Genomic DNA, 24,552 nt, shown 5'->3' on the forward strand with positions numbered 1-24,552 from the left:
GCATCAAAACCTCACACCGAGATTGATACCCGACCGGATACCTCCCCATGGCCCCGAAGCCTTGATCACGGCTTGTGTGGAGGAGATCACCTGACCGGTGATATTGAACGGTTTCGCATTGATGGTATTGATATTATTCTGGAGAGACTGCTGATCCTGCGCCGACAGGGGCGGGTTGATATTGTTCGCATTGATGGTTCCGCTGCAGCTTCCATAGTGGCCGCCGATCAACATGATGTCCAGCACCACCACCTTCCACAACGTGTATTGCATCCCGAACATGACCCCGCCGCTGTAAGAATTGACCTTCCCATCGAACAGCACCGTCTCGGTCGTGCCGCTGTTGGTAGTATACTCTATCGGCGCTGTGACATCGAAGCTGGCATAACGGCCATACACGGAAATATAAAAGCCGTGCATAGACCCTTTGCCCATATAGAACCTGCACTCTGGCGTCACCGCGAAATTGCCCAACTGGAATTCATCGAAATTCACCTTGTCGGACTTCACCGATTTCTTGAACTGTTTCTCAAAGGGCAGGCTGCCCTTGGGCATATACCGCACGCCCAGGCCAAGGGCCACGTGGTGGGTGAGGGCCCGTTCGTAGGTGAGATGATAATTGTTGATAGCAAGGGAAGTAACGTTGAGCTTCAGGTCATTCAACTTGTCCTCCTGCGCCCGGCCCGCCAGACAGACGGACAGGAGGAAACAAAAGAATAGCAGTTGTTTCATATGTTTAAGTAATTAGGGGTTAAATTATTACAAATATAAAAATAATTCACCTCGCTGCTAAAAACTTTTATCCACTTTAGCCCCTAATCGAACACCTCCAGTTTCCGGTCCGTCCTTTCGGCTCAGGAAAACCAATATTGTACTATATTTCCGGTATGAAGATCTTCCCACTATTGTGTTGCATTTTCGCTATACTTTCGCTCCATGCTGTCGCCCAACATTCCCCGGCGGCGCCCCACATCCAACAGCTCACCAGCGGCGCCCACACCTCCCTCAGAGGCCTCAGCGTCGTCACCAACAAGATCATCTGGGTCAGCGGAAGCAACGGCACTGTAGGCCGCTCCACCGATGGCGGTAACACCTGGTCCTGGATCACCGTCCCGGGCTATGAAAAACGTGATTTCCGCGACATCGAAGCTTTCGACCAAAACACGGCGATCATCATGGCCATCGCCGAACCCGCCGACATCCTCAAAACGACGGACGGCGGCAAGACTTGGAAACTGGTCTATGAGAACACCACAAAAGGCATGTTCCTCGATGCCATGGAATTCTGGAACCCGGACAGCGGCATCGTGGTCGGCGATCCCATCAACGGCCGCTTCTTCGTGGCCCGTAGTTTCGACGGCGGCGACACCTGGCATGACATCCCCTATCTCGAACTGCCCAAGGCCGACTCCGGCGAAGGCTGTTTTGCCAGCAGCGGCACCAACGTCCGCAATCTCGAACGCGACGCAGCTGCCTTTGTCAGCGGCGGCCCCCACTCCCGGCTCTTCATCCGTGATAAGGTCATCGACCTGCCCATCCTCCAGGGCACGGCGACCACCGGCGCCAACTCCATCGCCGTAAAAGATCATAATAAAAGAAACGGGAAAGGCGGCAAACACCTCATCGTCGTAGGCGGCGACTTTGCAAACGATACGTTGCAGGAAAAGAATTGCTTCCTCACCAATGACGGCGGCAACACCTGGATCCGCCCCGCCACCCCGCCCCATGGCTATCGTAGTTGTGTAGAATTCATCGGCGGGCAAAACGTCATCTGCTGCGGAACATCCGGCGTAGACCTCTCCACCGACGACGGCATGCATTGGACACTCGTCACCAACACTGGCTACCACGTTTGCCGGGTGGCCAAAAAGGGCCACGCCGTCTTCTTCGCCGGCAGCAACGGCCGCATCGCAAAACTCACTCTTTAATTCAACCCCCTGAAATCCACAGGGACTAATTTACTAACCCCCGGCTCCTGCATGGTCACCCCATAGATCACATCCACCGTGCTCATCGTCATCTTATTGTGCGTAACGATGATAAACTGCGAGTTCTCGCTGAATTGCCGGATCATATTGGTAAACTTCCCGACATTGGCGTCATCCAGCGGCGCATCCACCTCATCCAGGATACAGAAAGGCGCCGGCTTGATCAGGTAGATCGAGAACAGCAGCGCCGTTGCCGTCAACGTCTTCTCCCCACCACTCAGCTGGCTGATGGACGAGGGCCGTTTCCCCTTGGGCTTGGCGACGATGTCGATACCCGTTTCCGCCAGATTCTCCGGGTTCTCCAGGACCATGTCCGCCGTATCTTCTTCGGTAAAAAGCGACTTGAACACCCGCTGGAAATTCTCCCGAACGCGATTGAACGTATCCAGGAATTGCTGGTTGGCCGTCGCCTCCACTTCCTGGATCGTCTGCAACAGGCTGTCCTTGGCACTTACCAGGTCGTTCTTCTGCTCCAGGATGAATTCATAGCGCTTCTTCATCTCCTGGAAGGCCTCGATCGCAGTAGGGTTCACCTCGCCGAGGTTCTCCAGCCGCTTCTTCATCTTGTCGGCCTTCTCCTGCAATTCCTCCACCGGCACTTCACCCTTCCGGGGTTGATCGATAATATCGTCCAGGTTGATGCGGAATTCCACATTCAACCGCTCCTTCATCCCGGCTAATTGCAGCTTCAGCTCATTCAGCCGGTCCTTGATGCTGCCAAGCAGGTGCTCCAGCTGCTCCCGCTCTTTATTCTTATGCCGCAGCTCACTCTCTTTCTCGCCCAACTCATTTCTCAGATTATAATACGCCTGATCGGCTTCGTTCAACACCCGCTCCTCCTCCTCCTTCCGCCGCAACAACTCGAGTAACGCCCCCTCCGATCCACCCAACAACTCCTCACTCTCGGCAATACTTTCCAGCGTTTGTTTCAGCTGGGAAGCATTGAGCTCTATCTGGCTATGCAGGTCGGTCAGTTGCTTGCTCTTGAAATCCAGCTCCTGCTTCAATGCGTTGATCCGGCTATGCTGACGAGTCACCTGCAGGTTGAATTCGTTATACCCGGCCGAGGCGTTGTTGTAATCCAATTCCGCCGAATGGTAGTCGCTCTCCGCAATCTGGGCCTTTTCTTTCAATTCCGCGACAACCCTTACCAGCTCGGCCCAGTCGTTGCGCGTGTCCTCGATACCGGCAATGGTCTCTTCCAGGTTCAGTTGCACCTCTTCCAGCCTGTCCTGCGAGGAATGTTGCTGCGAATGCAAATTCTCGATCTTATTCTGCAGCGAGAACACAAAATTTGTCAATCGGTTGATATCATCCTGCGTCTGGCGGATCGCCTGCTCCTTCAACTGCTCGTTATAGCTGATCACCTCATTATGCTTCTCCTGGATATCCGACTTAAGACCATCTACAACAGCCTGCAGCCGGCGCACTTCATCTTGCAGCTTTTCCAGGTTCTTCGCCCGGCCGATCTTCTTACCTTCGAACAATCCGACACTGCCACCGGTGAGGGAGTATTTGCCTTTTACATATTTCCCGCTCTTCTCCAGGACAACGGCGCCATTACTATTAGCCAGCGCTTCCTCGTTCTCGGCTATATAGACATTCCCCAACAGATGCTCGGCCAGGCGCCGATAACGCTCTTCAACCTCGATCACATTCATCGCCGGGATCATCCCTTCGTAGGAATGCTCGTCGCCACCCGAAAGCCCGCTGATCTTATCCAGCAGGAAAAAGTTCGCCTTGCCTTTTTTGTTATCGTCCAGTAGATGCACCGCCTGCATGCCTTCCTGCAGGTCGTTCACCACATAATAGTTGAGATAGGGCTCCAGGACATTTTCCACCGCCGCCCTGAACTCTTCCTTTACATAAATAATATCGGAAAGGATGGGCGCATCCTGTTTCCAGGAAGGATTCTTGTGCAGGAATTTGATACTCTCCGGGTAGCCTTCCATGGAGTCGATCAGGCTCTTCAGCAGATCGTGCTCGTTCTTCTTGGCGTCGAGGGTCCGGCTCTCATCGGCCAGCCGCTGGCGCAGCACTTCCAGCTGTCCCTGGGCCTGGAGGATATTCTCTTTTGTCCGTTCGTGGTGGTCCTGCAATTGCCGGAGACTCGCCTGTTTCGACTCGAGCTCCTGTTCTTTGATCACCCGCTCTTCTTCCAGCTGTTTGAGCTGGCTGTCGCGCACCATCCGCTCATCTTCCAGTTGCCGGATACTGCGTTGGAGGTTCTGGATCGAGGTATCCGCTACGGCTACTTTCTTCTCCGCCTCGAATTGATCCCGTTGTATCTGGGCATTTTCCCGGCGCAGGGCGTCAACCGACACTCGTCTCTCATCAAATACCTTGCGAGTTTCATCGACGGACTCCTTCAGGGACTCCAGTTGTTCCTGCAGACCGGATAATTTATTTTCCTCTTCCCCCACCTGCTGGCGGGTAAAGACAATGCTCTCGTCAAGCCCCTTCAGCTGCCCCTCACCCTTATCCAGAAAGGCTTGCAGGCTGGTTTCCTTCTCTTTCAAGAAATTCAACCGCTGCGAAGCAAGGTTCTTTTCATTTTCCTTCGTCCGCAAGGTCTGGAGCAAGTCGTTGAAGGTATGCTGCATGGATTGCAGCGCCCGTTCCTTCTCGATAAAACCCACCTTCTCCTGCTCGAGCGCCGCTTCTTCCTGCGCGATCACCGTTTCGAGCCTGATCTTCCGATCCGTTTCCGTATCAGACTGCTCGTTCAGCTCCCGGTAGGTAAGGTTAAACCCTTCGAGAGCCGCCTTCGCCAACTCGATGCTCAGCTCCCGGTATTCCTTCTTTATCTCATAATACTTCTCCGCCTTCTTCGCCTGGTTCTCGAGGCTTTTCAGCTGGTTATTGATTTCGAACAGCAGGTCCTCGATCCGGGCCAGATCCTGTTCGGTAGCATCCAGCTTCTGCCGGGCTTCCTTCTTCCGGGTCTTGTAGATAGTGACCCCCGCAGCCTGCTCCAGCATCCGCCGGCGGCTGTTATCCTTGTCCTTGATAATATCATCCACCATCCCAAGCTCGATGATCGCATAGCTGTCCGTGCTGACCCCGGTATCCATAAACAGGTTCTGGATATCCTTCAGCCGGCAGGTGACATCGTTCAGGCGGTATTCACTCTCCCCGCTCTTATAGAACTTTCGGGTAACAGTCACCGTACTGAACTCCGTCGGCAGGAGGTTCTTGGTATTTTCAAACGTCAGGCTCACCTCGGCAAGCCCGGAGGCGCTACGTGTCCTGCTCCCGTTGAATACCAGGCTCTCCAGGTTCTCCGATCGCAAATGACTGATCTTCTGCTCTCCTATCACCCACCGGATGCTATCGATGATATTGCTCTTCCCACAGCCATTCGGGCCAATGATGCCCGTAATGCCCTCGTCAAAGCTGATATGGGTCTTATCAGCAAAACTTTTGAATCCTTTTATTTCGAGGCTCTTTAATCGCACAGTACAGAGTTTTAAATTTTTTCTGGGCGGATTCCATGCGTCCGCACATTTTCGCCAGTCGACAAACCTACAGTAAAATAGCTAAATCCGGGGGAAATTCGATCCACGCGATATTCACCTGTTGAAAACTCGTGAATAATATTTATATTGGCCGCCCAAACTCCCATATAATGAATAATTTTATAGTTCCCATCGATTTTTCAGAAACATCGAAGAATGCCGCCCGCTATGCTGCCCATATTTCAACTCTCGTGCCGGACGCCCATCTCATCCTTTATAATGTTTTTGATGCCCTGGAATACGGTTCCGACAGCAGCCCGCTCGGCACCGATGCGGAGGAGGACGCCAGCCGGAAAGCCATAGTGGAACTCGCGCTTGAAAGCGTTCGAACCGAGCTTTCTGCTATTACCAATGCCCGAATCTCCTGTGTGGCCGAAGAGGACAATCACTTCCTCGACGCCCTCGAGAAATATGTAAAATGGAATCACATCCAACTGATCATCATGGGTCTCACCGGGTCCACCCGTCTGGTCCAGGTCTTTATGGGCAGCAATGCGCTCAACATCGTCAAACGAGCCATCGCCCCCGTCATCATCGTTCCCGAACATACACATTCCACCTCCGCTAAAAATGTCATGCTGTTGACAGACTTCAAGGACGTCGAGAATACCATCCCGATCGATTCCGTAAAAGAGGTGCTCAATCTCTTCCACCCCAAGTTGTACGTTGTCAACGTCGACCATGAACACTACGTACAGGTCACCGAGGAGTACAAGACCGAACGGGCCAAGCTGGAAACCAAATTGGAGGAATACAAACCGGAATTCTTCTTTATCCGGCTCTTCGACTTTGTAGAAGCAACCAACCAGTTCGTTGCCGACAACCAGATCGATCTCATCCTCACCTTCCCGCGGAAACACTCTTTCCTCTCGAATGTGTTCAAGACAACGAATACGACAAAACTGGCTTTTCACAGCCACGTGCCCATCGCAGCGATCAATGTCTGATGAAACAATATATTGGGACCAACGCTGGCGTGAGGGAGACACCACCTGGGATATGGGCAGTGTCTCCCCACCTTTGCAAAACTACTTTCAACAACTCCCCGACAAGAACATCTCCATCCTCATCACCGGCGGCCCCCTTTGGCGGCCACAAAACCGAATACAAAAATTTGTTGGAAAAACGCTTTACCCTAAAAACCCTGGCCCCCTGCTACAACTCCATAAAACCCCGCGCCGGCACCGAACTCTTCTTCATCGCCATCCGCCCCTAAAATCCCCACATTTCGTATAATTTTGTATATTTATACGAAATTCGACCATATGCAGGAAAAACTCACCATCCTCATCTCTGCCGAACATAAAAAATTCATCAAACGGCACGCACGCCAGCAGAACAAAAGCATCTCGAAATTCATCGATGATCTTTTGTCCTCCATACAGCGGGAAGCAGCAAAAACACCCGAAAAAGACGAATGGCTGGAAAAGACAGCTGGGTCTTACAATACAGGCAAAAAAGACGTATTGGCCGCGCTGTTCAAAGGCATCATCAAATGAAAAAAATTTTTCTCGATGCCAATATCGTCATAGATTTTTTGGACGCTTCCTCAAAGGACCATTCCACGGCGGTTGATTGTCTAAGCATCATTCGGAAGCATTTCGGGAAACCTGTCGTATCACCTATTACCTTCATTATTACCAATTTTATCCTGGGCAAATTCGCCAAAAACAAAGACTGGCATAAAAAGCAAATGCAATACACCTTCTCGGAATTCGAGATCACACCGATCCAACCCTCTTTCATCCCTGCCCTCTTCTCCACGCATTTTACCGACCTGGAAGACGGCCTGCAGCATCAATGCGCCCTGCATGCCAAAGCCCGCGTAATTCTGACAAAAGACATCAAGGATTATTTCGATTCAAAAATACCCGTAGTCCATCCGGCCGACTTTGTCAACAAATACAACAACCTTTTACCGCGTTAACCTACACCGCCGGCTCCTGCTGGCTCAAACAATGAAAACTCCCCAGCCCCCAGATGATCTCGGTAGAATCGATCCCGATCACCCGCCGTGCCGGGAAACACTCCTGTAATAGCTGCAACGCCTTCTCATCCCGGTCGCACCGGTACGTCGGCACGATCACCGACTCATTGGCAATATAAAAATTGGCATACGATGCCGGCAGCCGCTGATCTTCATACACAACAGCATCCGGCATCGGCAGCTCGACGATATTCAGCTGCTTCCCGTTCAACAATCGCATCTTCGAAAGATCGCGTAAATTCTCCTGCAGCAAATCATAATTCTCATCCTGCTTATTCTCTTCTACCACCGTCACGACAGTGTCCTCATCGATAAACCGCACCGTGTCGTCGATATGTCCATCCGTATCATCCCCGACGATTCCCTCCTTCACCCAAAGAATCTGTTCGACGCCATAATAATCCCGCAGATATCCCTCTATTTCGCCTTGACTCAGCCCCGGGTTACGGTTAACATTCAGCAAACAACAGGTGGAAGTGATCAACGTACCCCTGCCATTGAAGTCTACCGACCCACCTTCCATGATTATTCCCGGATGATACACCGGCAGGTTCAGCGCCTTTCCGACAAGCGTAGGGATAACATCGTCGAGGTCGAATGGCGGATACTTGTTACCCCAGGCATTATAATTCCAGTCTACGATCACTTTCTTTTCCGCCGCCGCAGGGTTGACAAGAAAAGCCGGCCCATGATCCCGGCACCAGGCATCATTGGTCGGGTGGAGAAAGAAATGCACCATCTCCAGGTCGGCGCCCGCCGCCTGTAAATGTTGGATGGCGGATGCCTTCATGGCTTCATCCGTCACATTGATACATACTTCCTCTCCCTTTGCCAGCTCTTTTACAAATCGGGAATAAAAGGGATAGATCGCCGCTATCTTGCCGGGCCAGGAAGCCTCCTTATGAGGCCAGCTGAGCCAGGTAGCGCGGTGTCTGTGGAATTCTGCGGGGAAATAATAGCCTGCTTGCTTTGGTGTCATATATCAAGATAGTCTTCGTCGATAGTGCGATCCCTCACGCCCTACCCCTCGTCAAGGTACCTTTTCGTTATCGGTTCGTACGAATCGATGCGCCGGTCGCGCATAAAAGGCCAGTGTGTACGGTAACGATCCGTCGCCTCCGTATCCACCTCCACCACCGTCGTCTCTTCCTGGTCGTGCGATGCCTTATACAGCAGGCTGCCAAAGGGATTGGCAACAAACGACCCACCCCAGAATTTCATCGCGCCATCCTGTTCGAACCCAACCCGGTTGACGCTGACCACGTGGACGCCATTGGCGACCGCATGGCTCCGCTGGATCGTCTGCCAGGCATTGTATTGCTCGACATTGGTCGCTTCGTCCTGGCTGGTCGCCCAACCGATGGCCGTAGGATAGAAAAGTATCTCCGCCCCCATCAACGCCGTGATCCGCGCCGCCTCGGGATACCACTGATCCCAGCAGATCAGCACCCCGATAGTGGCGAATCTGGTCTTGAATATTTTGTAGCCCAGGTCACCAGGGGTAAAATAGAATTTTTCGTAATACGCCGGATCGTCGGGGATATGCATCTTCCGGTATTTACCCAGGTAGCTGCCATCGGCATCCAGCACCGCCGTCGTATTGTGATAGATCCCCTGCGCCCGCTTCTCGAAAAGAGAGGCGACGATGACGACCCCGAGTTCCCCCGCCAGCCGGCCAAGGGCATCGGTAGAAGGCCCGGGTATGGGCTCGGCTAATTTAAAATTTTCGTAATCCTCCACGTCACAGAAATACAGGGAGGTAAACAGTTCCTGGAGACAGACGATCTGCGCACCCTTGGCCGCAGCTTCTCTTATCCTGTCCATGGCCCTCTGCAGGTTGGCCGCCTTGTCGCTCGTACAGCTCATCTGCACGAGACCGATTTTAACCTTACTCATAGCGGCCGCAAAATTACATTATTCAGCGGGATTTGACTATACTAATTCTACCGCAACGCAGTCCCATTTCCGCCCCATTTGTGCCTATTTCTTCCCCATGTGCCGCAAAAAGGCAACATGAGAAGCGACGGCGTACCGCACACGGGGATACTCGATATAAACCAGGCCATATTCCTTGCAGGCCTGCCGGATGATCTTACTGATCGCCGGGTAGTGGACATGCGAGATCTTGGGGAAAAGATGATGCTCTATCTGGAAATTCAGACCGCCGACGAGCCAGGATACCACCGGGTTATTGGTCGCGAAATTCGCCGTCGTCTTTATCTGGTGGATAGCCCATTCATCTTCCATTTTGCCAGTCTCGGCATCGGCGACAGGGAAAGCAGTTTGCTCGACGGTATGAGCTAATTGAAAGACCATGCTCAGCACAAAACCGGCTACCATGGTGAAGATTATAAAGCTGATCATCCAGTCGTACCAGCCCACCATGTAGATCGGCAGAAAGACAAACAGGAAGCCATGGAACAGCTTGAAGCCCCAGAAGACGAAGTGGTCGGCCAGGCTCATTTTCTTCAGCGGCATCGCCCCCACCTTGCTCTTGAAATATTTTTGATAGTCCAGCACGAATATCCAGAAAATATAAAGGACGCAATACAACATCCAGAAGTAGAGGTGCTGATACCGGTGAAGACGATATCTCTTCTGCTCCTGGGTCATCCGCATCCAGGGCTGGATATCGATGTCGTCGTCGATCCCCGCCACATTGGTATAAGCATGATGCACCACGTTGTGCTTCATGTTCCACATAAAGCTGTTGCCCCCCAATATATTCAAAGAGAACGCGGCCAGGCTATTCACCCACCGGTATTTGGAAAAACTGCCATGCGCCCCGTCATGCATCACATTGAACCCGATCGCCGCCACCAGACATCCCAGGAGCACACTCTCCAGAATGGCCCAAATAGCCGCGGGGGTGAAAAAGACCAGGTGAATATAGATGAATACAAATCCTACCATCAGGATCACCGCCTTCAGGAACAGATTGTAATTCCCCGTCTGAGACTTTCCCACCTCTTCAAAATAGCTGGTGATCCGCTTCTTCAGCTCGGTGTGAAAGGACTGGGCGGCAGGTGCAAATTTTGGCAGTGACATGCTAAGCGGTATTTATTGTATAATTTTGCAAAGATCGCGCCTTCATAGGGGATTCTTTGTTAAAGCGACGATAATATTATAAACGTAAAAAAAACGGTTCAGGTATCCATCTGCACAAAATGATCGAAATCCCGCACTCCGATCATTTTTTCGGTGATAAACCCTTCTGCATAAGCAACGCCGATCATCTTGCCGTACATCTGGTGCCGGCCGATAACAGCATTCAGGAATTCCGGCGAGGAAATATAGGTCTGTGGCTCATTCTGTTTGTATTCCGTAGAAAAGAATTGCGAGGAATACGCCCGGATAGAAGCCAGTTTCGTCTCAAAAACCGGAGTTATATCGTATACAAAGCTGGGCGCGGCATACCTGTCCTGGATATAGTGGAAAACATACTTTGGCCGCCAGTGCTGCTGGGGCCGGCCCACGTCATCTAGGGTCTCGACCTTTCGCAATCCGCTGAGAAAACAGGCGTCGCTGATCAAATGACCGGCCCGACCATGGTCGGGATGCCTGTCTTCCAGTGAATTGCCAAGCACTATCTCCGGCCGGAATTTGCGAATCGCCCGGATCAGCAGCCGTTGATGCTGTTCGTCATTCCTGAAAAAACCATCCGCCATCCCGAGATTCTCCCGGATATCCAGCCCAAGAATGGCCGCGGCGCTCACCGCTTCTTCCGCCCGCAGTTCGGGAGTCCCCCTCGTACCCAGTTCGCCACGGGTAAGATCAACTACCCCGATCTTTTTACCATTGCGCTTTTCCATCAGCAGTGTCCCCGCACACCCCAGCTCGACGTCATCGGGATGCACGGCAATAGCGAGTATATCCAGTTTCATGGCCGCAAAAGTACGTCATTTGGCTATATCCCCTTTGTGCAGTAGCTTCGCAGGTCGCATTTTGAAATTTTAACTAAAAAAACAAAGCATCAGACATGGCATACGATGTAGTCGTTCTCGGAAGCGGTACCGGCGGATATCCCGCTGCCATCCGGGCTTCACAGTTAGGCTTTAAAGTTGCAATTATTGAAAAGGAAAACCTTGGCGGCGTTTGCCTCAACTGGGGATGTATTCCAACAAAAGCACTGCTGAAAAGTGCACAGGTCTACCAGGACATCCTCCATGCAAAGGAATTTGGCATCGAAGCCAGCGGAACACCCGATTTCCCTGCCGTCATCAAACGCAGCCGCGGAGTTGCCGATAAGATGAGCAAGGGCGTGCAGTTCCTGATGAGGAAGAACAAGATCGACGTCATTATGGGTTATGGAAAGTTGAAGGCCAAAGGCCAGATAGAAGTCACCGGCGCCGACGGCAAGACCCAGCTGGTTGAAGGCAAACACATCATCGTCGCCACCGGCGCCCGCAGCCGCGAACTGCCCAATCTCAAGCAGGACGGCACAAAGGTCATCGGCTACCGCGAAGCAATGACGCTGCCGCAAAAACCAAATAGCATCATCGTAGTTGGCAGCGGCGCCATCGGCGTGGAATTCGCCTATTTCTACTACAGCATGGGAACAAAGGTCACCGTCGTAGAATTCCTGCCCCGCATCGTTCCCCTGGAAGATGAAGAGATCTCCAAAGAACTGGAAAAGATCTATAAAAAATATGGCATCGAAGTGCTCACCAGCAGCGAAGTCACTAGTGTCGATACAAGCGGTAATGGCGTAAAGGCCAAGGTAAAAACCCCTAATGGGGAAATTACCCTGGAAGCCGACATCGTCCTCAGTGCGGTAGGCATCGCCGCCAATATCGAGAACATCGGCCTCGAAACCCTCGGTGTCAAGACCGATAAAGGCAAGATCGTCGTCGACAAGTTCTACCAGACCAATGTCCCCGGCATCTATTCTTTAGGTGACTGCGTCCCCGGCCAGTCACTGGCTCACGTGTCCACGAAGGAAGCCATCATCTGCGTAGAGAATATCGCTTACAACGAAAAGAAATACAACCACCAGCCGGAAGCCCTGGATTATAACAATGTTCCCGGCTGTACCTACTGCACTCCGGAAATTGCTTCCGCCGGCCTCACCGAAAAACAAGCCCGCGACGCTGGCTACGAGGTGAAAGTCGGGAAATTCCCGCTCAGCGCCTCCGGTAAGGCCACCGGCGTCGGGCATACCGAAGGCTTCGTAAAAGTCATCTTCGACGCCAAATACGGCGAATGGCTCGGCACCCACATGATCGGCTACAACGTCACCGAGATCATCGCGGAAACTGTCCTCGGCCGCAAGTTGGAGACCACCTATCACGAAGTCCTCGACGCTATCCACCCGCACCCAACCATCAGCGAAGCGGTCAAGGATGCTGTCGAAGCAGCCTACGGCGAAGCCATCCACCTGTAAACAAACTCTTAAATATGACAAAAAGGGGCCGCCATGGCCCCTTTTTTGCCTATATTAGTTATATGGAAACCAGAGACAAGAGCATCATCTACGGCATCCTGGGTATCTACTCCCTGATGATCAGCTGGCACTACAACCACTCGATTATCCTGTTGATTATCCACTACATCTTCTGGCCCATCTATCTCATCTACGAACTCCTCATCGGCCACCTTTCCCACGATCTGTGGCGCACCATCCCGCTTTCCTATTTCAAATAATCGTCCTCACTCACCTCATCACTTCCCGCAACCCCCACAATCCAGGCTGAAAAAGCTGATCCGTGCCGGCATCTCTGCCGCACTGTCCACAAACCCTTTTATGGCAAAAAGCCCTGCATACCGGGGTTCCATGGGAAAGGAATGACTGGCCACCTCTTTAAACGACGAATTCTCCAGGATGCCATCGGCATACAATATCCTGAACCGGTCTCCCTGCTTTTCAATCCGCAGCGCGGTATGCTGCAGGTCCTTATACAACAGCGGGTTTGTCCGCAGGGTATCGGTGCTGAAAAGCGGGAGATGCGCTATCTCTTCCGGCTTCCCGGATCCCGCCCCCAGCGAAGTAATCGCCTGCAGGATAATAAACCCGCTTCTCGGATATACCCCGTTAAAGTCGTTGTACAATATCGATATCCGCATACTCCTGCCGGAAAGCCCTGTGTCCTCCGATAAGAGGATACCTGCCTGCTGCCAGTTCTGCCGCGGAATAAAGGCGGCAAAATGCAATTCAAGCGTGAAACAATCACAGGGTATCCGCCGCATCACGAGATTATGGATCACCGGCTGCTGGGCCGGATCAGGCCAGTTGTCACCCTTCAGCGTATACAAGGTCAGACAGCCCGGCTGCTCCGCCCTTCTCTTCCAGTAGGCCGTATCCTTCGACACCACCATCCAGCCCCTGGCAGCCATCGAATCTTCACTAAGCGCGGTAAAATCATCCCGGAATTCCCCGGGCAACGCCCCCTGTCGAAAAACAAGCGTAAGCCCGCCGATCACAAGCGCCAACAGGACAAACACCGCTCCCTTCCACCATAGTCGGCTGCGCCCTTGCTTCCGTTCGATACCCCCGTTTCCGGGTGCCTCCGGCGGCGCCATCTTTTCCCGCATCCATTCCTCCCGCCACCGGTACCAGTAAGGATAATGCCCCGCGGCCTTCTTCCGCTCCGGCTCCGTCGTATACGGCGCCCCCAGCACATAACGCGAAAGCGTATCCAGGGTAGCCACCGACGGATTCTCTTCCTTGCCCTCAACCGGTGAAAAAACAAAGATCGAATAGTTCTTGATGCTCTTGGCGCCGACTATCAGGCCCGTCTCTTCAAAAATCCTGGTGTACAAAAGACGGCTCTCCGTTTCGGTCAGCGGTGCTTCCACCCGATGGCCAAAACATTTCAGGCAGGCTTCGTTGAATAACGCCCTGAAGGCGCCGACATCTACGTCATTCATAATCACTGGATAGGACCACAATTTATTCAATTCCGCCAGAATTCCACGCGGATTCCGCCCTTCCCAGCGGCTTCGGCCGATCTTCCGGCTCCAAACATTTCACATATGAAACTTTTCGCAACCATCCTCATCCTTAACATCTTCCTGCTGCCCACCCTTCTGTCGGCACAGAATCTGCAGTTGCACTACGATCTCCGGCATACCATCGACCCAGCCCAAAATCCGCGCAACTACCCCACCCTTTATTTCGAATATTTCAAACTCCTGGACACCGGCCGCGCCTTCATCAAGCCCGGCTCCTTCTTTCTGAAGACCGAGGCTGATCTGCTCGGCGAGAACAACAACATCGGAAAATTCTTCATCCAGGCATCCCAGTCCTTCCGCTGCTGGAAACCGAAGGTCTTCATCAACCTCCAGTACAGCGGCGGTGGTGGCATCACCGAACCCAAACAGTATAGCTATTATATTCCCAATAATTATTTCGCCGGCATCGAAACACATTTATGGTGGCGAAAGACCCTGTTCAGCAGCATCCTGTATTATAAATATGTGCCCTATGCCCGGCCATCGAACGATTTCCAGTATACCCTCTACTGGTGGACGGCGCTGTTCAATTATAAAGTAGAGATCCCTGGCGACTTTTCTATCTGGACCGAAAATAAGGATCACGGCGATGCCGCCACGTCGGGCCAGAAAGGCAAACGGTTCTTCTTCTTTGCCGAGCCGCAGATCTGGTATAACCTGTCCCGTCACCTGGCGCTCGGGTCGAAGATCAACATGTACTATCATGTCAATCTCCCGGCCAACGGCTTGCAGGTCTATCCGACGCTGGCGCTAAAAGCCAGGCTGTAGCCATAGGGGTAAATGCCGCTTCAGTTGTCGTACAATAAACAAACCTCATCATGAAGCAGCAACTCATCCGCATCCTGCTATCCACCAGCATCCTGGCAGGCAGCAGCTATGCACAAGCACAGACCCATCGCCCTGTCCAACTCTCCCTCGTTCCCGGCTTAAGTTCCAATGGCCCGCAGAACGCGCAGATCATCAACAACTGCTCGATAAACGTCATTGGTGGCTGCTCCGGCGGACTCAACGGCCTCGAACTAGGTGGCGTTTTCAACATCGATAAGCAAAAGGTAAAAGGTTGTCAGGCGGCAGGCGTCTTCAACCTGGTCAGGGATTCCGTAACAGGTACACAATTCGCCGGCGTCTTCAACAAAGCCTCCGCCGTCGAAGGCGCACAGATCGCCGGCGTAATCAACTACACCCGTCACCTGAAGAAAGGCATTCAACTCGGGGTGATCAACATTGCCGACACTTCGGAAGGCATCAGCATTGGCCTCATCAATATCGTCCGGCACGGCGGCTTCCACCAGATATCCCTATACGCAGATGAATGGTCGCCGCTGAATCTGGCTTTCCGGTCGGGCAACCGAAAGCTCTATACCATCGCTCTTGCCGGCGTTAACCCGTACAATGACCACACCTGCTATTATTTTGGTTTCGGTCTCGGTCACCAGTTCCCCTTGACGCAACAGCTGGCCCTCGCCGCCGAAGCAGAGTCTATCAATGTCTCCCCCGTCGATCTCAGCCATTTCGGTAACGGCCCCTCCCTGTACAGACTCAATACCGATTTGCATTGGAAGACCGGAAAGCTAATCTCCTTCTCGGCAGGTCCTTCCCTTGCCATCTATACACCCCGGCGCGACTATTTCCTCCATAGTCATCTCTATAACCCCCTCCCGAATGGTTATTCCACCTTCACCTTTTCAGGCCGCACCATTGGTTGGATAGGTTGGCACGCCGCCATAAATTTCTTCTGATAAATTGCACCACGGTCAAAGCCGCTCGCCAGCTAGAGCAGATACACCATGTCCATGTGGAAATATTTCTCCAGTATCTCGTCCCGATGATCATCTCCCTGGATGATCCTTATCTGCCGCTTCCCATTCTCGGTACGAATCAGCTTATTGTTGATCATGCTGATCCGGCCTTCCTTCAGAGGCAGCGTACAGATAAGGCTACGCCGGAAATGTGATTCGGGCGAGGTCTGGTGATACTCGTTCATCGCATAAAAATCTTCGCGCACCCGCGGAGTAAGAGTAAAAACGTAGTCTATTTTAAAGTCTTGCTTAGAGGCATTCCACTTTGCGACACCAAGATAGGGATGACCATCTAACATCACGGGATCGATTATCTGGTAGAAGTTGCGGCCATCGCTCTGTATCTCGCCCGGCGTGACCGCCAGAGGTGTCAAAGAAAAATCTCCATACCCTACATCGACAAGCCATTTACGGCCATGCAACTCCACGATCAATGCCATATGCTCGAATTCCCGGCCAAACTTCCCATTGCCATGATGCAGCCGGCCGGCGACCAACGTGACATTAAAACCACACAAAGTCAATAAATTATGAAACAGAATATTCAGCTCGTAGCAGTATCCGCCACGGTGGTCATGGATAACCTTTTGATACAAAAAATTGATTTGCAATAAAATGGGAACTCCGTTGTGGATGTCCAGGGTCTCGAACGGGATCGCGAGAACATGATTGTACTGTAATTCCTTCAAAGTAGCCAGATCGCGGTAGACCACTCCATTGTAATTGATCCTTCTTAAATAGCCTCTAATGTCCATGCTTATATTATATATTTTTATCAAATCCTTTGCCTATCGGTCAGTCACTATTACTCAATTCTCCTGCCAAATTAATTGACAATTGTCGGGCTTCCAGCGCTGCAAAATCATAAGATTATCTCAACACCAAATGGTTTAATCCACTCAAAGCTCGATGGTTTCACCAGGCTTGGGCAGGAGCAATTCCTTCCCGGCCGCCGCAAAATCCGCCTTTGCCCTGTCCGCATCGATCGCAATGATCGGCCAGGTATTATAATGCACGCCAACTATCTTATTACACTTTATGAAATCGGACGCATGAATAGCATCCGCCGGATCCATGGTATAATTACCACCGATCGGCAGAATAGCAAAATCCAGCTTCGCCCACAAAGGGATCAGCTGCATATCCATGGTCAGCGCCGTATCACCAGCCGCATAGAAATTACCCGCCGGTGTCGTAAAGACAAAACCCAGGGGATTGCCGGCATAGGTGCCATCGCTAAAGGAAGAAGAATGAATCGCATTCACCGCGCGCACCTTTCCAAAATCAAACGCTACAGGCCCGCCATGGTTCACCGGGTGCGCCTTTTTCACCCCTTTTTTCCCAAGCCAATTGACGATCTCTGCCGAGGCCACACATTGCGCCCCGGTCTTGTTCGCAACATCCACCAGGTCGCCGGTATGGTCGCCATGCCCGTGCGTGATAATCAGGAAATCCGCCTTAATCTTATCAAGATCAACATTTTTAACCATCGGATTACCCGTAAAAAAAGGATCGAATAGCAAATTCTTGCCATTTATTTCAATGGAAAATGTCGCATGCCCGTAAAAGGTTAATTTCATAGCAGTTTATTAAAGTTCTGTTAAAACAAGCAACCTGAACAAAAGTTCACAGCGTTCTATTTTTATCAAAAATTAAACCAATCACCATGCACCATTTTCTAGTTAGACCTGCCTGTCTTATCCTTCTTTCTATCTTTTCCACCGGCCTTTTCACCAAACTCTCCGCACAATCCATCACCGGCGAGGAGATCAAGGCGCAATTCGTCAAAGACTGGGAAAGAGCAAAATCCTATACCCTGGACTATCTCAACACTATGCCTGCCGATAAGTATTCCTTCAAGGCAGTCGACAGCATCCGTAGCTTTGCCCAGCAAATGTTACACCTTGCCAGCGGCAACATGTTCCTCATCTCCGCCGCCACAGGCGAGAAGATCACCAACTTTCCGGGCAGAGGGCTCGAGACCAGCCCCACCGCACAGACAAAGGATTCCGTCGTTTACTACGTCACGCGCAGCTACGATTTCGCCCTCGAAAGCATTCAAAAATTAGATCCGGGAAAATTAGGGGAGCTCACCGGCCAGGGTGAGAGAAAGACCACCCGCTTCGCCTGGCTGCTAAAAGCATTCGAACATCAGACCCATCATCGCGGACAAACGACCATCTATATCCGGTTGTTAGGCATCCGGCCCCCCAACGAGCGGTTGTTCTAAACCCCGCCACCCACAAAGGCCCCGCCTCTCACAGCGGCTTCGCCCGCTCATATTGCAACGGCCAGTGAATAGCTGCGTGTCGCAACTCGGCAGCCGCATGCAACGGAAAATAAGGGTCCCGCAACAACTGACGGGCCAGGAAGACGAGATCGGCCTGGCCCGTTACTATTAACGTCTCTGCCTGAACTGCATCAGTGATAATACCTACCGCACCCGTAAGGATACCTGTAGCCATACGGATCTTCTGCGAAAACTCCACCTGGTATCCCGGTCCCGCCGGTATTTTTTGATAAGGCACCAACCCGCCCGAAGAACAATCGATCACATCCACCCCTCTCTCTTTCAACATCCCTGCCAGCCGCACCGCATCCTCAACCGACCAGCCGCCTGCGGCCCAGTCCGTTGCAGATATCCGCACGAATAAAGGATAACCCGGAGGCCAGCCCGATCGCACCGCATCGACGATCTCCATCAACAACCGCGTCCGGTTCTCAAAGCTGCCGCCATATTCATCATGCCGCCGGTTGCTCAGCGGTGAAAGAAATTGATGTATCAGGTAACCATGCGCGGCGTGGATCTCCACCACCTTAAAGCCCGCCAGCATCGCCCGCCGCGCAGCAGCTTTAAATTGCGAAACCACCTCGCGGATACCCGTCGTCGTCAATTCAACGGGTTGCCCGTAGTGCCCGTCATAGGCAACAGGACTCGGCGCCAGCACAGGCCAGCCACCTTCATCTTCGTTAACCACACCACCGCCATTCCAGGGCTCCCGCACACTGGCCTTACGCCCCGCATGCGCCAATTGGATACCGATCTCACTACCTTGCGCCCTCACGAATTTCACTATCCGCCGCAGCCCCTCGATGTGTTCGTCCTTCCAGATGCCCAGGTCATGCGGCGATATCCGGCCCGCCGGTGAAACGGCCGTAGCCTCGGTAAACACAAGACCCGCACCGCCAACGGCCCGGCTGCCAAGATGCACAAGATGCCAGTCATTGGACATGCCATCGTTCGCGGAATACTGGCACATGGGTGACACAACAATGCGATTACCCAGTATAATATCTCTCAGCTGTAGGGGAGTGAAAAGTTGGCTCATATTCCGGCGAAGGTCCTAAATTTAGGTCTAATTTCAACCATCCATGAATATTGTCCGTTGGTGTCTTTCCCTGTTTTCCATCGCCCTGGCGATGCCGGCTTTCACACCAAAGAAAACAACGCCCGCGCCTCACACAACAGCAGCCGTTCCCGCGCCACGCGCCTCAGAAGTGATCGTGGCCGCTGCCGCCGATCTGAAATTCGCCATGGACTCCATCGTCGCCGTCTTCTCCACCCAAAACCCATCCATCACCATCAAGCCCGTCTATGGATCCTCCGGCAGCTTCTTCGAACAGATCAACAACGGCGCCCCCTTCGACCTCTTCTTCTCGGCCGACGCCGACTACCCCAAAAAATTAAAGGAAGCAGGAAAGACCCTTTCGGATGTGAAATTATATGCAACGGGACATCTCGTTCTGTGGAGCAAGACCCTCGATCCGGCACGCGAACAAATGAATACCTTACTCGACAACGCCGTCAAAAAGATCGCCATCGCCAACCCCGCCCATGCCCCCTATGGCCGGCATGCCGAAGAAAGCCTGCGGTACTACAATCTCTACGACAAGATCAAGGATAAGCTGGTCATTGGCGAGAACATCGCCCAGACGGCGCAGTACGCGCAGAGCGGCGCAGCCGATGTAGGCATCATCGCCCTTTCCCTCGCCCTCTCGCCCACCATGAAGCAAGCCGGTGGCAAATACTGGCTCATCCCCCCCGCATCCCACAAGCCGCTCGAACAAGGCTACGTTTTGCTGCCGCATGCCAAAGGTAACACCGGGGCAGAACAATTTGCCGCCTTCATCGGCACACCCACCGTCACCAGTATCCTGAAAAGCTTCGGATTCGGTCAACCATGAACGAGCACTCTACCATCGACTGGCAACCGTTATGGTTAAGCTTGAAGCTCGCTTCGGTTACCATGCTCATCCTGCTGCTCGTGGGTATCCCGCTGGCGTATTGGCTGGCGTATAGCCGCCGGCGTTGGAAGGTGGCGATAGAAGCCGTCATCGGGCTGCCCATGGTGCTGCCCCCTTCCGTCCTGGGATTCTACCTGCTGCTGGCCTTTAGCCCGGCGGGTGCCTTTGGCGCTTTCCTTTCCCGCTATCTCGATGTCCGCCTCGTCTTCACCTTCCCCGGTCTGGTCGCCGCCTCACTCATCTATAGTCTGCCCTTTATGGTCAACCCGTTGCTGGCAGGTTTCAGAGAACTCCCCGCCGATCTGAAAGAAGCCTCCCGCACCCTCGGCAAATCCGATATCACCACCCTGTTCAGTATCCTGCTGCCCAATATCCGAGCCTCCCTTATCACTGGATCGGTGCTGAGCTTCGCACACACTATCGGCGAATTCGGCGTCGTCATGATGATCGGTGGAAGCATCCCGGGTCAGACAAAAGTGGCCTCCGTCGCTATTTACGACGAAGTACTCTCTACGAATTACCCCCTCGCTAATCGCTATGCCATCATCCTACTGGGCTTCTCTTTCTGTATCCTGCTGCTCGTGAATATTATCAATCACTACTACAACAAGCATAAAGCCCTGCCATGACGCAGTCCACGGCCTTCCTCGATTTTCAGGCAACAAAAATGCTCCACACCGCACAGGGAAGGGAATTGCTCGACATCAGCTTCCGGCTCGACCAGGGACGCATCCTCGCCATCTATGGACCATCCGGCGCCGGCAAGACAACACTGCTGCGCATCCTCGCCGGACTCACCGAAGCAGGCTCCGGCCATATCCGCGTGGGCGACGACACCTGGCTCGACACAACCCGGCACATCCATCTGCCGACCCGTCGACGCGCCATCGGGTTCGTATTCCAGGACTTCGCCCTCTTTCCCAACCTCACTGTCCGGCAACAGCTCGAATATGCCTCACCGGAAAAACACGACAGCTCCATCATCGCCGAATTGCTGGCGCTCATGGAGCTCGAAGCCCTCCAACACCACCGCCCCGCCCTTCTCTCCGGCGGTCAGCAACAGCGGGTAGCCCTTGCCCGCGCCATCGCAAGACGGCCCAGCCTGTTGTTGCTCGACGAACCCCTCTCGGCGCTCGACGAAGAAATGCGCAATAAATTACAGGAATATATTCTTAAGATCCAGCAGCGCTTTCATCTGACGACCATCCTCGTCAGCCACTATCTCCCCGAGATCCTGCGCCTCGCCGACACCGCCATCATTCTGAAAAAAGGCCGCATCGTCAGCGAAGGCACACCCGCCAGCCTCTTCGCGGGGCAAACTCCTCCGCAAAAAAATAACTCCTCTTTCAAAACCACCGGCACTATCCTCCGCATCGAGCCTTCCGCCAACGCCTTTATTGTAAGCGTCCGCTGCGCCGACACCATCATCGATCTCACCCTCTCCGCCGCCGAAGCCACCGCGCTGAACCTCAATCAAACAGTATCCGTCATCTTCAACGCCATTAATCCTAAGATCATCCCCTGAGAACACCCAGCTTCCTTTCAAGCGTTTCGTATTGCTCGAGGTGTTTGACAGGGTTTTTATCTTTGAGCTTTTGCAAATTGTGCAATTTCCAGCCAATCGCTGGAAAGCGCGCAAAATCATATAGGGTCCAATCCGGCGTCAAATTCTTTACACTCAAAAGAAACCTTCTGTCTCTCTCATTCAGGTTCTCATGAATGGTTTTTACCAATCTTTCCCTGATACTTTCATATTCTTCATAGCCGAAGGTTTCATCAGTCATACCGGAAAACTGATTCTCAAGGGCTGAACGTTGATCCTGAAAATTGGGGTCGATGATTTCATTGATCGGTCGGTCGCTACATAGCAAACAAAGCAGGAACCCTTCTTTTACTTGCTCTGAAAACCCTTCATTTTGGAGCAGGTATTTTATATCGAAAATATCCCTGGGATGCTGTCGGTCGAGTGCCGCACATATCTTTCCACCAAAAAGCTGGCCGATTGGCACAATGGGCATAGTGCAGAAAGCGTCAAATTCATATTGGGCCTTTTGGCATAATGCCATATCCATTGGTTCACCTACTGTACCGCGATTGACCATATTCACTTCCACTTTCACCTCAACGCCATGTGCGGAAATTTGTAGCTTCCCCATGGTCTCCCGGTGCACCACCCGAACTTTCGGAATGACCTTTTCAATACTACCCTTGATTCGTTCCAATGCTTGTCCAACATGATTGATTGACGTAATCCTGTCCTCGATCGGCAGGAAGGTAAGATCGATATCAACCGACAATCTTGGCATATCGCGTATGAAAAGATTGATTGCGGTACCGCCATGGAGTGCAAAATATTTTTCCTTTGCTACTTCTGGCAGCACATTTAACAAAACTCCAACTTGCTTCTTATATATTGCTTCCATGTTGTTCCAGTTCGCGTGGGACAGTAATCTGGTACTTATTTACGTAGACTCCATTTTTGACGATACTGCGTTTACCTCGCCCTAAATCTACTTTTTTCACATCCAGATAATGGAACCAGCTGTGTCCCGCCTTCTCAGCCATATATAGGAACAATCGATTGACTTTCACAGACTGGCATCTCTCAAGCATTGTCTGAACTTGTACAGGCTGCAAATTGTTCAGCCCCTCCATGAGTTCAAAGCATTCTACGAGTTCTTGTTTTTCCGGGGACAGATACAGACATTCCATGAGGGCACGGATCGCGCCGGACACCCTTATCGAAAAGTTTTTTAACTCAAATTCAGTCAGTCCTATATCGGGAGGAAGAAAAGAAGTTTGATAATGATCCAAAGTCACCCCCCAATCATATTTTTTGAACCATGTGGGAAGTTTCTCTCCTTTGGCACCAAAAATACTGATCCGTTTTACTGCGAATTCCAAATATTGAGCTTTGCCTAAAAGGGATAAGGCCGTCCGCCCACCTGGGTGTACACTATACTTACTTTGTTTTTGCAACGCATAGATCGCTCCTTCATAACCAACTTTTTCACCCGCACGAATCATGGCGCCAGTACCGATGGACTCTAGCCAATTACTTTTCCTGTAATGTTTTTGTAATTCAATACTATAACCTTGTTGCACAAGCCAGAATGATTGCAGTACCACGCCCGGTGGCTGCTCTTGGAGGAGGTTATTTATTTTAGTTCCTTTTTCGGTATTCATACTAAATTTAGGGTATATCCTTTAAACTAAGAGCACACTTAGTTTATATTGCACCCTATAAAGGTAGTAAAAATACCCTAATTAGAAATAATTTAAACTATAAATATAGGGGGTTCTCCCAATCGCTTACTGCTTCTCCCCATCAATCCCAAAACCCCTGCGTCCGCACCTGGCGCCCCGCCACCCCTTTCCGCCGCAACAATTTTCGCAACCGAACAACGGAAGGAATATACCCCGCCAGATAAAACACCGCATCGGGATGCTCCTGCGGTTCCCAATATTCGACCCAATGATCCAGCTCCTGGCAATCCCTTGCGCCTCCCTTATGCAACGGCTCCAATGCCCACCCCCGATAATAATCATGAAACTCCTGCTCGTGATGCGGCTCCGAGAGCACGATGGCGCCCGCGATGCTGCTCCCCGGGCTCGCCAGCTGTTGCAGGGCAAGGAAATGACCGATGCTCGACTCGTCACCGAGGAAGACCATTTCGTGACCAGCCGAAGGCTGATGATGCGAAGACCCCACTCCGCGATAGGAGACCGTATCTCCCGGCTGCAGCTGCTGGGCCCTGCGACTGCCGGTACCTTCATGCCCCGTATGAATAAGCAGCGTACAGGTCGATGTTTCTGCGTCCCAGCCGAGCGGGGTATAATCGCGGTAGGAAAGGGCGCCCACTTTGCATTTGAGATGTTGCGCGCTCGTCCATCTGCTCATATCGCAATCCGGCAGATGCAGGTCTATCTCGCGCATCGAGTCCGGCTCCCAGGTTCTGATGGCCAACACCGTGGCAGTCCGGAGGAATGGCGCCTCTGCCAGGGCGATAACTCTTTGTGATAAGGCATTCATACTACAAAACAACGGCAATCACCCCGGGAGG

General features: G+C 52.3%; 26 protein-coding genes. 13 read left to right on the top strand and 13 right to left on the bottom strand.

Annotation, left to right across the window (positions count from 1 at the left end; translation table 11 throughout):
* Positions 1 to 3: 3 nt before the first annotated feature.
* Positions 4 to 732: a DUF3575 domain-containing protein gene (locus IEY39_RS07040; protein ID WP_188929861.1), complete on the bottom strand. Its 729-nt coding sequence runs from the start codon at positions 730 to 732 to the stop codon at positions 4 to 6.
* A 155-nt stretch (positions 733 to 887) separates the two neighbouring features.
* Between IEY39_RS07040 and IEY39_RS07045 the strand changes: the two genes are divergently transcribed.
* Entirely contained in the window at positions 888 to 1,928 is a 1,041-nt protein-coding gene (locus IEY39_RS07045; protein ID WP_188929863.1) for a YCF48-related protein, read from the top strand.
* On the opposite strand, the gene smc is transcribed toward IEY39_RS07045, so the two are convergent.
* Positions 1,925 to 5,446 carry a chromosome segregation protein SMC gene (smc, locus tag IEY39_RS07050; protein WP_188929865.1) on the bottom strand — a complete coding sequence of 1,174 codons (3,522 nt, stop codon included), beginning with the start codon at positions 5,444 to 5,446 and terminating at the stop codon, positions 1,925 to 1,927. The genes IEY39_RS07045 and smc overlap by 4 nt on opposite strands.
* A 170-nt stretch (positions 5,447 to 5,616) precedes the next feature.
* Here smc and IEY39_RS07055 point away from each other — a divergent pair, with 170 nt between their 5' ends.
* Genes IEY39_RS07055 through IEY39_RS07070 form a run of 4 tightly spaced genes read left to right on the top strand, consistent with a single transcriptional unit; the run spans position 5,617 to position 7,433 of the window.
* Entirely contained in the window at positions 5,617 to 6,453 is an 837-nt protein-coding gene (locus tag IEY39_RS07055; protein WP_188929867.1) for a universal stress protein, read from the top strand.
* On the top strand, positions 6,453 to 6,722 hold the full coding sequence (locus IEY39_RS07060; RefSeq protein WP_229688803.1) for a hypothetical protein: 270 nt from the start codon (positions 6,453 to 6,455) through the stop codon (positions 6,720 to 6,722). Before IEY39_RS07055 ends, IEY39_RS07060 begins: the two co-directional genes overlap by 1 nt.
* Before the next feature lie 49 nt (positions 6,723 to 6,771).
* Positions 6,772 to 7,005, top strand: a complete 234-nt coding sequence (locus IEY39_RS07065; RefSeq protein ID WP_188929869.1) for a DUF6364 family protein — start codon at positions 6,772 to 6,774, stop codon at positions 7,003 to 7,005.
* Entirely contained in the window at positions 7,002 to 7,433 is a 432-nt protein-coding gene (locus IEY39_RS07070) for a type II toxin-antitoxin system VapC family toxin (RefSeq protein WP_188929871.1), read from the top strand. Before IEY39_RS07065 ends, IEY39_RS07070 begins: the two co-directional genes overlap by 4 nt.
* 1 nt (position 7,434) lies before the next feature.
* On the opposite strand, the gene IEY39_RS07075 is transcribed toward IEY39_RS07070, so the two are convergent.
* The 4 genes from IEY39_RS07075 to bshB1 form a co-directional block, all read right to left on the bottom strand.
* Entirely contained in the window at positions 7,435 to 8,472 is a 1,038-nt protein-coding gene (locus IEY39_RS07075) for an agmatine deiminase family protein (protein WP_188929873.1), read from the bottom strand.
* Positions 8,473 to 8,513: 41 nt separating this feature from the next.
* Positions 8,514 to 9,389, bottom strand: coding sequence for a carbon-nitrogen hydrolase (locus tag IEY39_RS07080; RefSeq protein WP_188929875.1), 876 nt, complete (start codon positions 9,387 to 9,389; stop codon positions 8,514 to 8,516).
* An 84-nt stretch (positions 9,390 to 9,473) separates the two neighbouring features.
* Positions 9,474 to 10,541 (bottom strand): fatty acid desaturase family protein, encoded by a 1,068-nt coding sequence (locus IEY39_RS07085; protein ID WP_188929877.1) that lies wholly within the window; start codon positions 10,539 to 10,541, stop codon positions 9,474 to 9,476.
* Positions 10,542 to 10,639: 98 nt separating this feature from the next.
* A complete protein-coding gene (gene bshB1 / locus IEY39_RS07090; protein WP_188929879.1) occupies positions 10,640 to 11,377 on the bottom strand; it encodes a bacillithiol biosynthesis deacetylase BshB1 in 738 nt (245 codons plus the stop codon).
* Positions 11,378 to 11,472: 95 nt separating this feature from the next.
* Between bshB1 and lpdA the strand changes: the two genes are divergently transcribed.
* Both lpdA and IEY39_RS07100 read left to right on the top strand, forming a co-directional pair.
* Positions 11,473 to 12,876: a dihydrolipoyl dehydrogenase gene (gene lpdA, locus IEY39_RS07095; RefSeq protein WP_188929881.1), complete on the top strand. Its 1,404-nt coding sequence runs from the start codon at positions 11,473 to 11,475 to the stop codon at positions 12,874 to 12,876.
* A gap of 62 nt (positions 12,877 to 12,938) precedes the next feature.
* Entirely contained in the window at positions 12,939 to 13,136 is a 198-nt protein-coding gene (locus IEY39_RS07100; protein ID WP_188929883.1) for a hypothetical protein, read from the top strand.
* Between the two features lie 18 nt (positions 13,137 to 13,154).
* On the opposite strand, the gene IEY39_RS07105 is transcribed toward IEY39_RS07100, so the two are convergent.
* Positions 13,155 to 14,360 (bottom strand): hypothetical protein, encoded by a 1,206-nt coding sequence (locus IEY39_RS07105; protein ID WP_188929885.1) that lies wholly within the window; start codon positions 14,358 to 14,360, stop codon positions 13,155 to 13,157.
* Between the two features lie 105 nt (positions 14,361 to 14,465).
* Between IEY39_RS07105 and IEY39_RS07110 the strand changes: the two genes are divergently transcribed.
* Both IEY39_RS07110 and IEY39_RS07115 read left to right on the top strand, forming a co-directional pair.
* Entirely contained in the window at positions 14,466 to 15,212 is a 747-nt protein-coding gene (locus IEY39_RS07110; protein ID WP_188929887.1) for a DUF5020 family protein, read from the top strand.
* A 50-nt stretch (positions 15,213 to 15,262) separates the two neighbouring features.
* Positions 15,263 to 16,183: a hypothetical protein gene (locus IEY39_RS07115; RefSeq protein ID WP_188929889.1), complete on the top strand. Its 921-nt coding sequence runs from the start codon at positions 15,263 to 15,265 to the stop codon at positions 16,181 to 16,183.
* Positions 16,184 to 16,215: 32 nt separating this feature from the next.
* On the opposite strand, the gene IEY39_RS07120 is transcribed toward IEY39_RS07115, so the two are convergent.
* Positions 16,216 to 16,998 (bottom strand): arylamine N-acetyltransferase family protein, encoded by a 783-nt coding sequence (locus IEY39_RS07120; protein WP_188929891.1) that lies wholly within the window; start codon positions 16,996 to 16,998, stop codon positions 16,216 to 16,218.
* Between the two features lie 144 nt (positions 16,999 to 17,142).
* A complete protein-coding gene (locus IEY39_RS07125) occupies positions 17,143 to 17,823 on the bottom strand; it encodes a metal-dependent hydrolase (RefSeq protein WP_188929893.1) in 681 nt (226 codons plus the stop codon).
* An 86-nt stretch (positions 17,824 to 17,909) separates the two neighbouring features.
* Between IEY39_RS07125 and IEY39_RS07130 the strand changes: the two genes are divergently transcribed.
* On the top strand, positions 17,910 to 18,473 hold the full coding sequence (locus IEY39_RS07130; RefSeq protein WP_188929896.1) for a DinB family protein: 564 nt from the start codon (positions 17,910 to 17,912) through the stop codon (positions 18,471 to 18,473).
* 28 nt (positions 18,474 to 18,501) lie between these two features.
* Here IEY39_RS07130 and namA read toward each other — a convergent pair whose 3' ends face one another.
* Positions 18,502 to 19,572, bottom strand: a complete 1,071-nt coding sequence (namA, locus tag IEY39_RS07135) for an NADPH dehydrogenase NamA (protein ID WP_188929898.1) — start codon at positions 19,570 to 19,572, stop codon at positions 18,502 to 18,504.
* Between the two features lie 43 nt (positions 19,573 to 19,615).
* Here namA and modA point away from each other — a divergent pair, with 43 nt between their 5' ends.
* Genes modA through IEY39_RS07150 form a run of 3 tightly spaced genes read left to right on the top strand, consistent with a single transcriptional unit; the run spans position 19,616 to position 22,013 of the window.
* Positions 19,616 to 20,428 (top strand): molybdate ABC transporter substrate-binding protein, encoded by an 813-nt coding sequence (modA, locus tag IEY39_RS07140; RefSeq protein WP_229688805.1) that lies wholly within the window; start codon positions 19,616 to 19,618, stop codon positions 20,426 to 20,428.
* Positions 20,425 to 21,117: a molybdate ABC transporter permease subunit gene (gene modB, locus IEY39_RS07145; protein ID WP_188929900.1), complete on the top strand. Its 693-nt coding sequence runs from the start codon at positions 20,425 to 20,427 to the stop codon at positions 21,115 to 21,117. The genes modA and modB overlap by 4 nt, the downstream gene beginning before the upstream one ends.
* A complete protein-coding gene (locus IEY39_RS07150) occupies positions 21,114 to 22,013 on the top strand; it encodes an ATP-binding cassette domain-containing protein (protein WP_188929902.1) in 900 nt (299 codons plus the stop codon). Before modB ends, IEY39_RS07150 begins: the two co-directional genes overlap by 4 nt.
* Here IEY39_RS07150 and IEY39_RS07155 read toward each other — a convergent pair.
* The 3 genes from IEY39_RS07155 to IEY39_RS07165 all read right to left on the bottom strand — a co-directional run bounded on the left by IEY39_RS07155 (position 22,003) and on the right by IEY39_RS07165 (position 24,521).
* Positions 22,003 to 22,911 (bottom strand): nucleotidyl transferase AbiEii/AbiGii toxin family protein, encoded by a 909-nt coding sequence (locus IEY39_RS07155; protein WP_188929904.1) that lies wholly within the window; start codon positions 22,909 to 22,911, stop codon positions 22,003 to 22,005. The genes IEY39_RS07150 and IEY39_RS07155 overlap by 11 nt on opposite strands.
* Positions 22,895 to 23,674: a type IV toxin-antitoxin system AbiEi family antitoxin gene (locus IEY39_RS07160; RefSeq protein WP_188929906.1), complete on the bottom strand. Its 780-nt coding sequence runs from the start codon at positions 23,672 to 23,674 to the stop codon at positions 22,895 to 22,897. The genes IEY39_RS07155 and IEY39_RS07160 overlap by 17 nt, the downstream gene beginning before the upstream one ends.
* Positions 23,675 to 23,816: 142 nt before the next feature.
* Positions 23,817 to 24,521: a siderophore-interacting protein gene (locus tag IEY39_RS07165; protein WP_188929908.1), complete on the bottom strand. Its 705-nt coding sequence runs from the start codon at positions 24,519 to 24,521 to the stop codon at positions 23,817 to 23,819.
* Between the last annotated feature and the right edge of the window lie 31 nt (positions 24,522 to 24,552).

The sequence above is a fragment of the Puia dinghuensis genome (genome assembly GCF_014642875.1).
GTDB classification, from domain to species: Bacteria; Bacteroidota; Bacteroidia; order Chitinophagales; family Chitinophagaceae; genus Puia; species Puia dinghuensis.

Coding starts and splice junctions, on each gene's coding strand:
- IEY39_RS07040 (WP_188929861.1), bottom strand. CDS start 732: ATGAAACAACTGCTATTCTTTTGTTTCCTCCTGTCCGTCTGTCTGGCG.
- IEY39_RS07045 (WP_188929863.1), top strand. CDS start 888: ATGAAGATCTTCCCACTATTGTGTTGCATTTTCGCTATACTTTCGCTC.
- IEY39_RS07055 (WP_188929867.1), top strand. CDS start 5,617: ATGAATAATTTTATAGTTCCCATCGATTTTTCAGAAACATCGAAGAAT.
- IEY39_RS07060 (WP_229688803.1), top strand. CDS start 6,453: ATGAAACAATATATTGGGACCAACGCTGGCGTGAGGGAGACACCACCT.
- IEY39_RS07065 (WP_188929869.1), top strand. CDS start 6,772: ATGCAGGAAAAACTCACCATCCTCATCTCTGCCGAACATAAAAAATTC.
- IEY39_RS07070 (WP_188929871.1), top strand. CDS start 7,002: ATGAAAAAAATTTTTCTCGATGCCAATATCGTCATAGATTTTTTGGAC.
- IEY39_RS07075 (WP_188929873.1), bottom strand. CDS start 8,472: ATGACACCAAAGCAAGCAGGCTATTATTTCCCCGCAGAATTCCACAGA.
- IEY39_RS07080 (WP_188929875.1), bottom strand. CDS start 9,389: ATGAGTAAGGTTAAAATCGGTCTCGTGCAGATGAGCTGTACGAGCGAC.
- IEY39_RS07085 (WP_188929877.1), bottom strand. CDS start 10,541: ATGTCACTGCCAAAATTTGCACCTGCCGCCCAGTCCTTTCACACCGAG.
- bshB1 (WP_188929879.1), bottom strand. CDS start 11,377: ATGAAACTGGATATACTCGCTATTGCCGTGCATCCCGATGACGTCGAG.
- lpdA (WP_188929881.1), top strand. CDS start 11,473: ATGGCATACGATGTAGTCGTTCTCGGAAGCGGTACCGGCGGATATCCC.
- IEY39_RS07100 (WP_188929883.1), top strand. CDS start 12,939: ATGGAAACCAGAGACAAGAGCATCATCTACGGCATCCTGGGTATCTAC.
- IEY39_RS07105 (WP_188929885.1), bottom strand. CDS start 14,360: ATGAATGACGTAGATGTCGGCGCCTTCAGGGCGTTATTCAACGAAGCC.
- IEY39_RS07110 (WP_188929887.1), top strand. CDS start 14,466: ATGAAACTTTTCGCAACCATCCTCATCCTTAACATCTTCCTGCTGCCC.
- IEY39_RS07115 (WP_188929889.1), top strand. CDS start 15,263: ATGAAGCAGCAACTCATCCGCATCCTGCTATCCACCAGCATCCTGGCA.
- IEY39_RS07120 (WP_188929891.1), bottom strand. CDS start 16,998: ATGGACATTAGAGGCTATTTAAGAAGGATCAATTACAATGGAGTGGTC.
- IEY39_RS07125 (WP_188929893.1), bottom strand. CDS start 17,823: ATGAAATTAACCTTTTACGGGCATGCGACATTTTCCATTGAAATAAAT.
- IEY39_RS07130 (WP_188929896.1), top strand. CDS start 17,910: ATGCACCATTTTCTAGTTAGACCTGCCTGTCTTATCCTTCTTTCTATC.
- namA (WP_188929898.1), bottom strand. CDS start 19,572: ATGAGCCAACTTTTCACTCCCCTACAGCTGAGAGATATTATACTGGGT.
- modA (WP_229688805.1), top strand. CDS start 19,616: ATGAATATTGTCCGTTGGTGTCTTTCCCTGTTTTCCATCGCCCTGGCG.
- modB (WP_188929900.1), top strand. CDS start 20,425: ATGAACGAGCACTCTACCATCGACTGGCAACCGTTATGGTTAAGCTTG.
- IEY39_RS07150 (WP_188929902.1), top strand. CDS start 21,114: ATGACGCAGTCCACGGCCTTCCTCGATTTTCAGGCAACAAAAATGCTC.
- IEY39_RS07155 (WP_188929904.1), bottom strand. CDS start 22,911: ATGGAAGCAATATATAAGAAGCAAGTTGGAGTTTTGTTAAATGTGCTG.
- IEY39_RS07160 (WP_188929906.1), bottom strand. CDS start 23,674: ATGAATACCGAAAAAGGAACTAAAATAAATAACCTCCTCCAAGAGCAG.
- IEY39_RS07165 (WP_188929908.1), bottom strand. CDS start 24,521: ATGAATGCCTTATCACAAAGAGTTATCGCCCTGGCAGAGGCGCCATTC.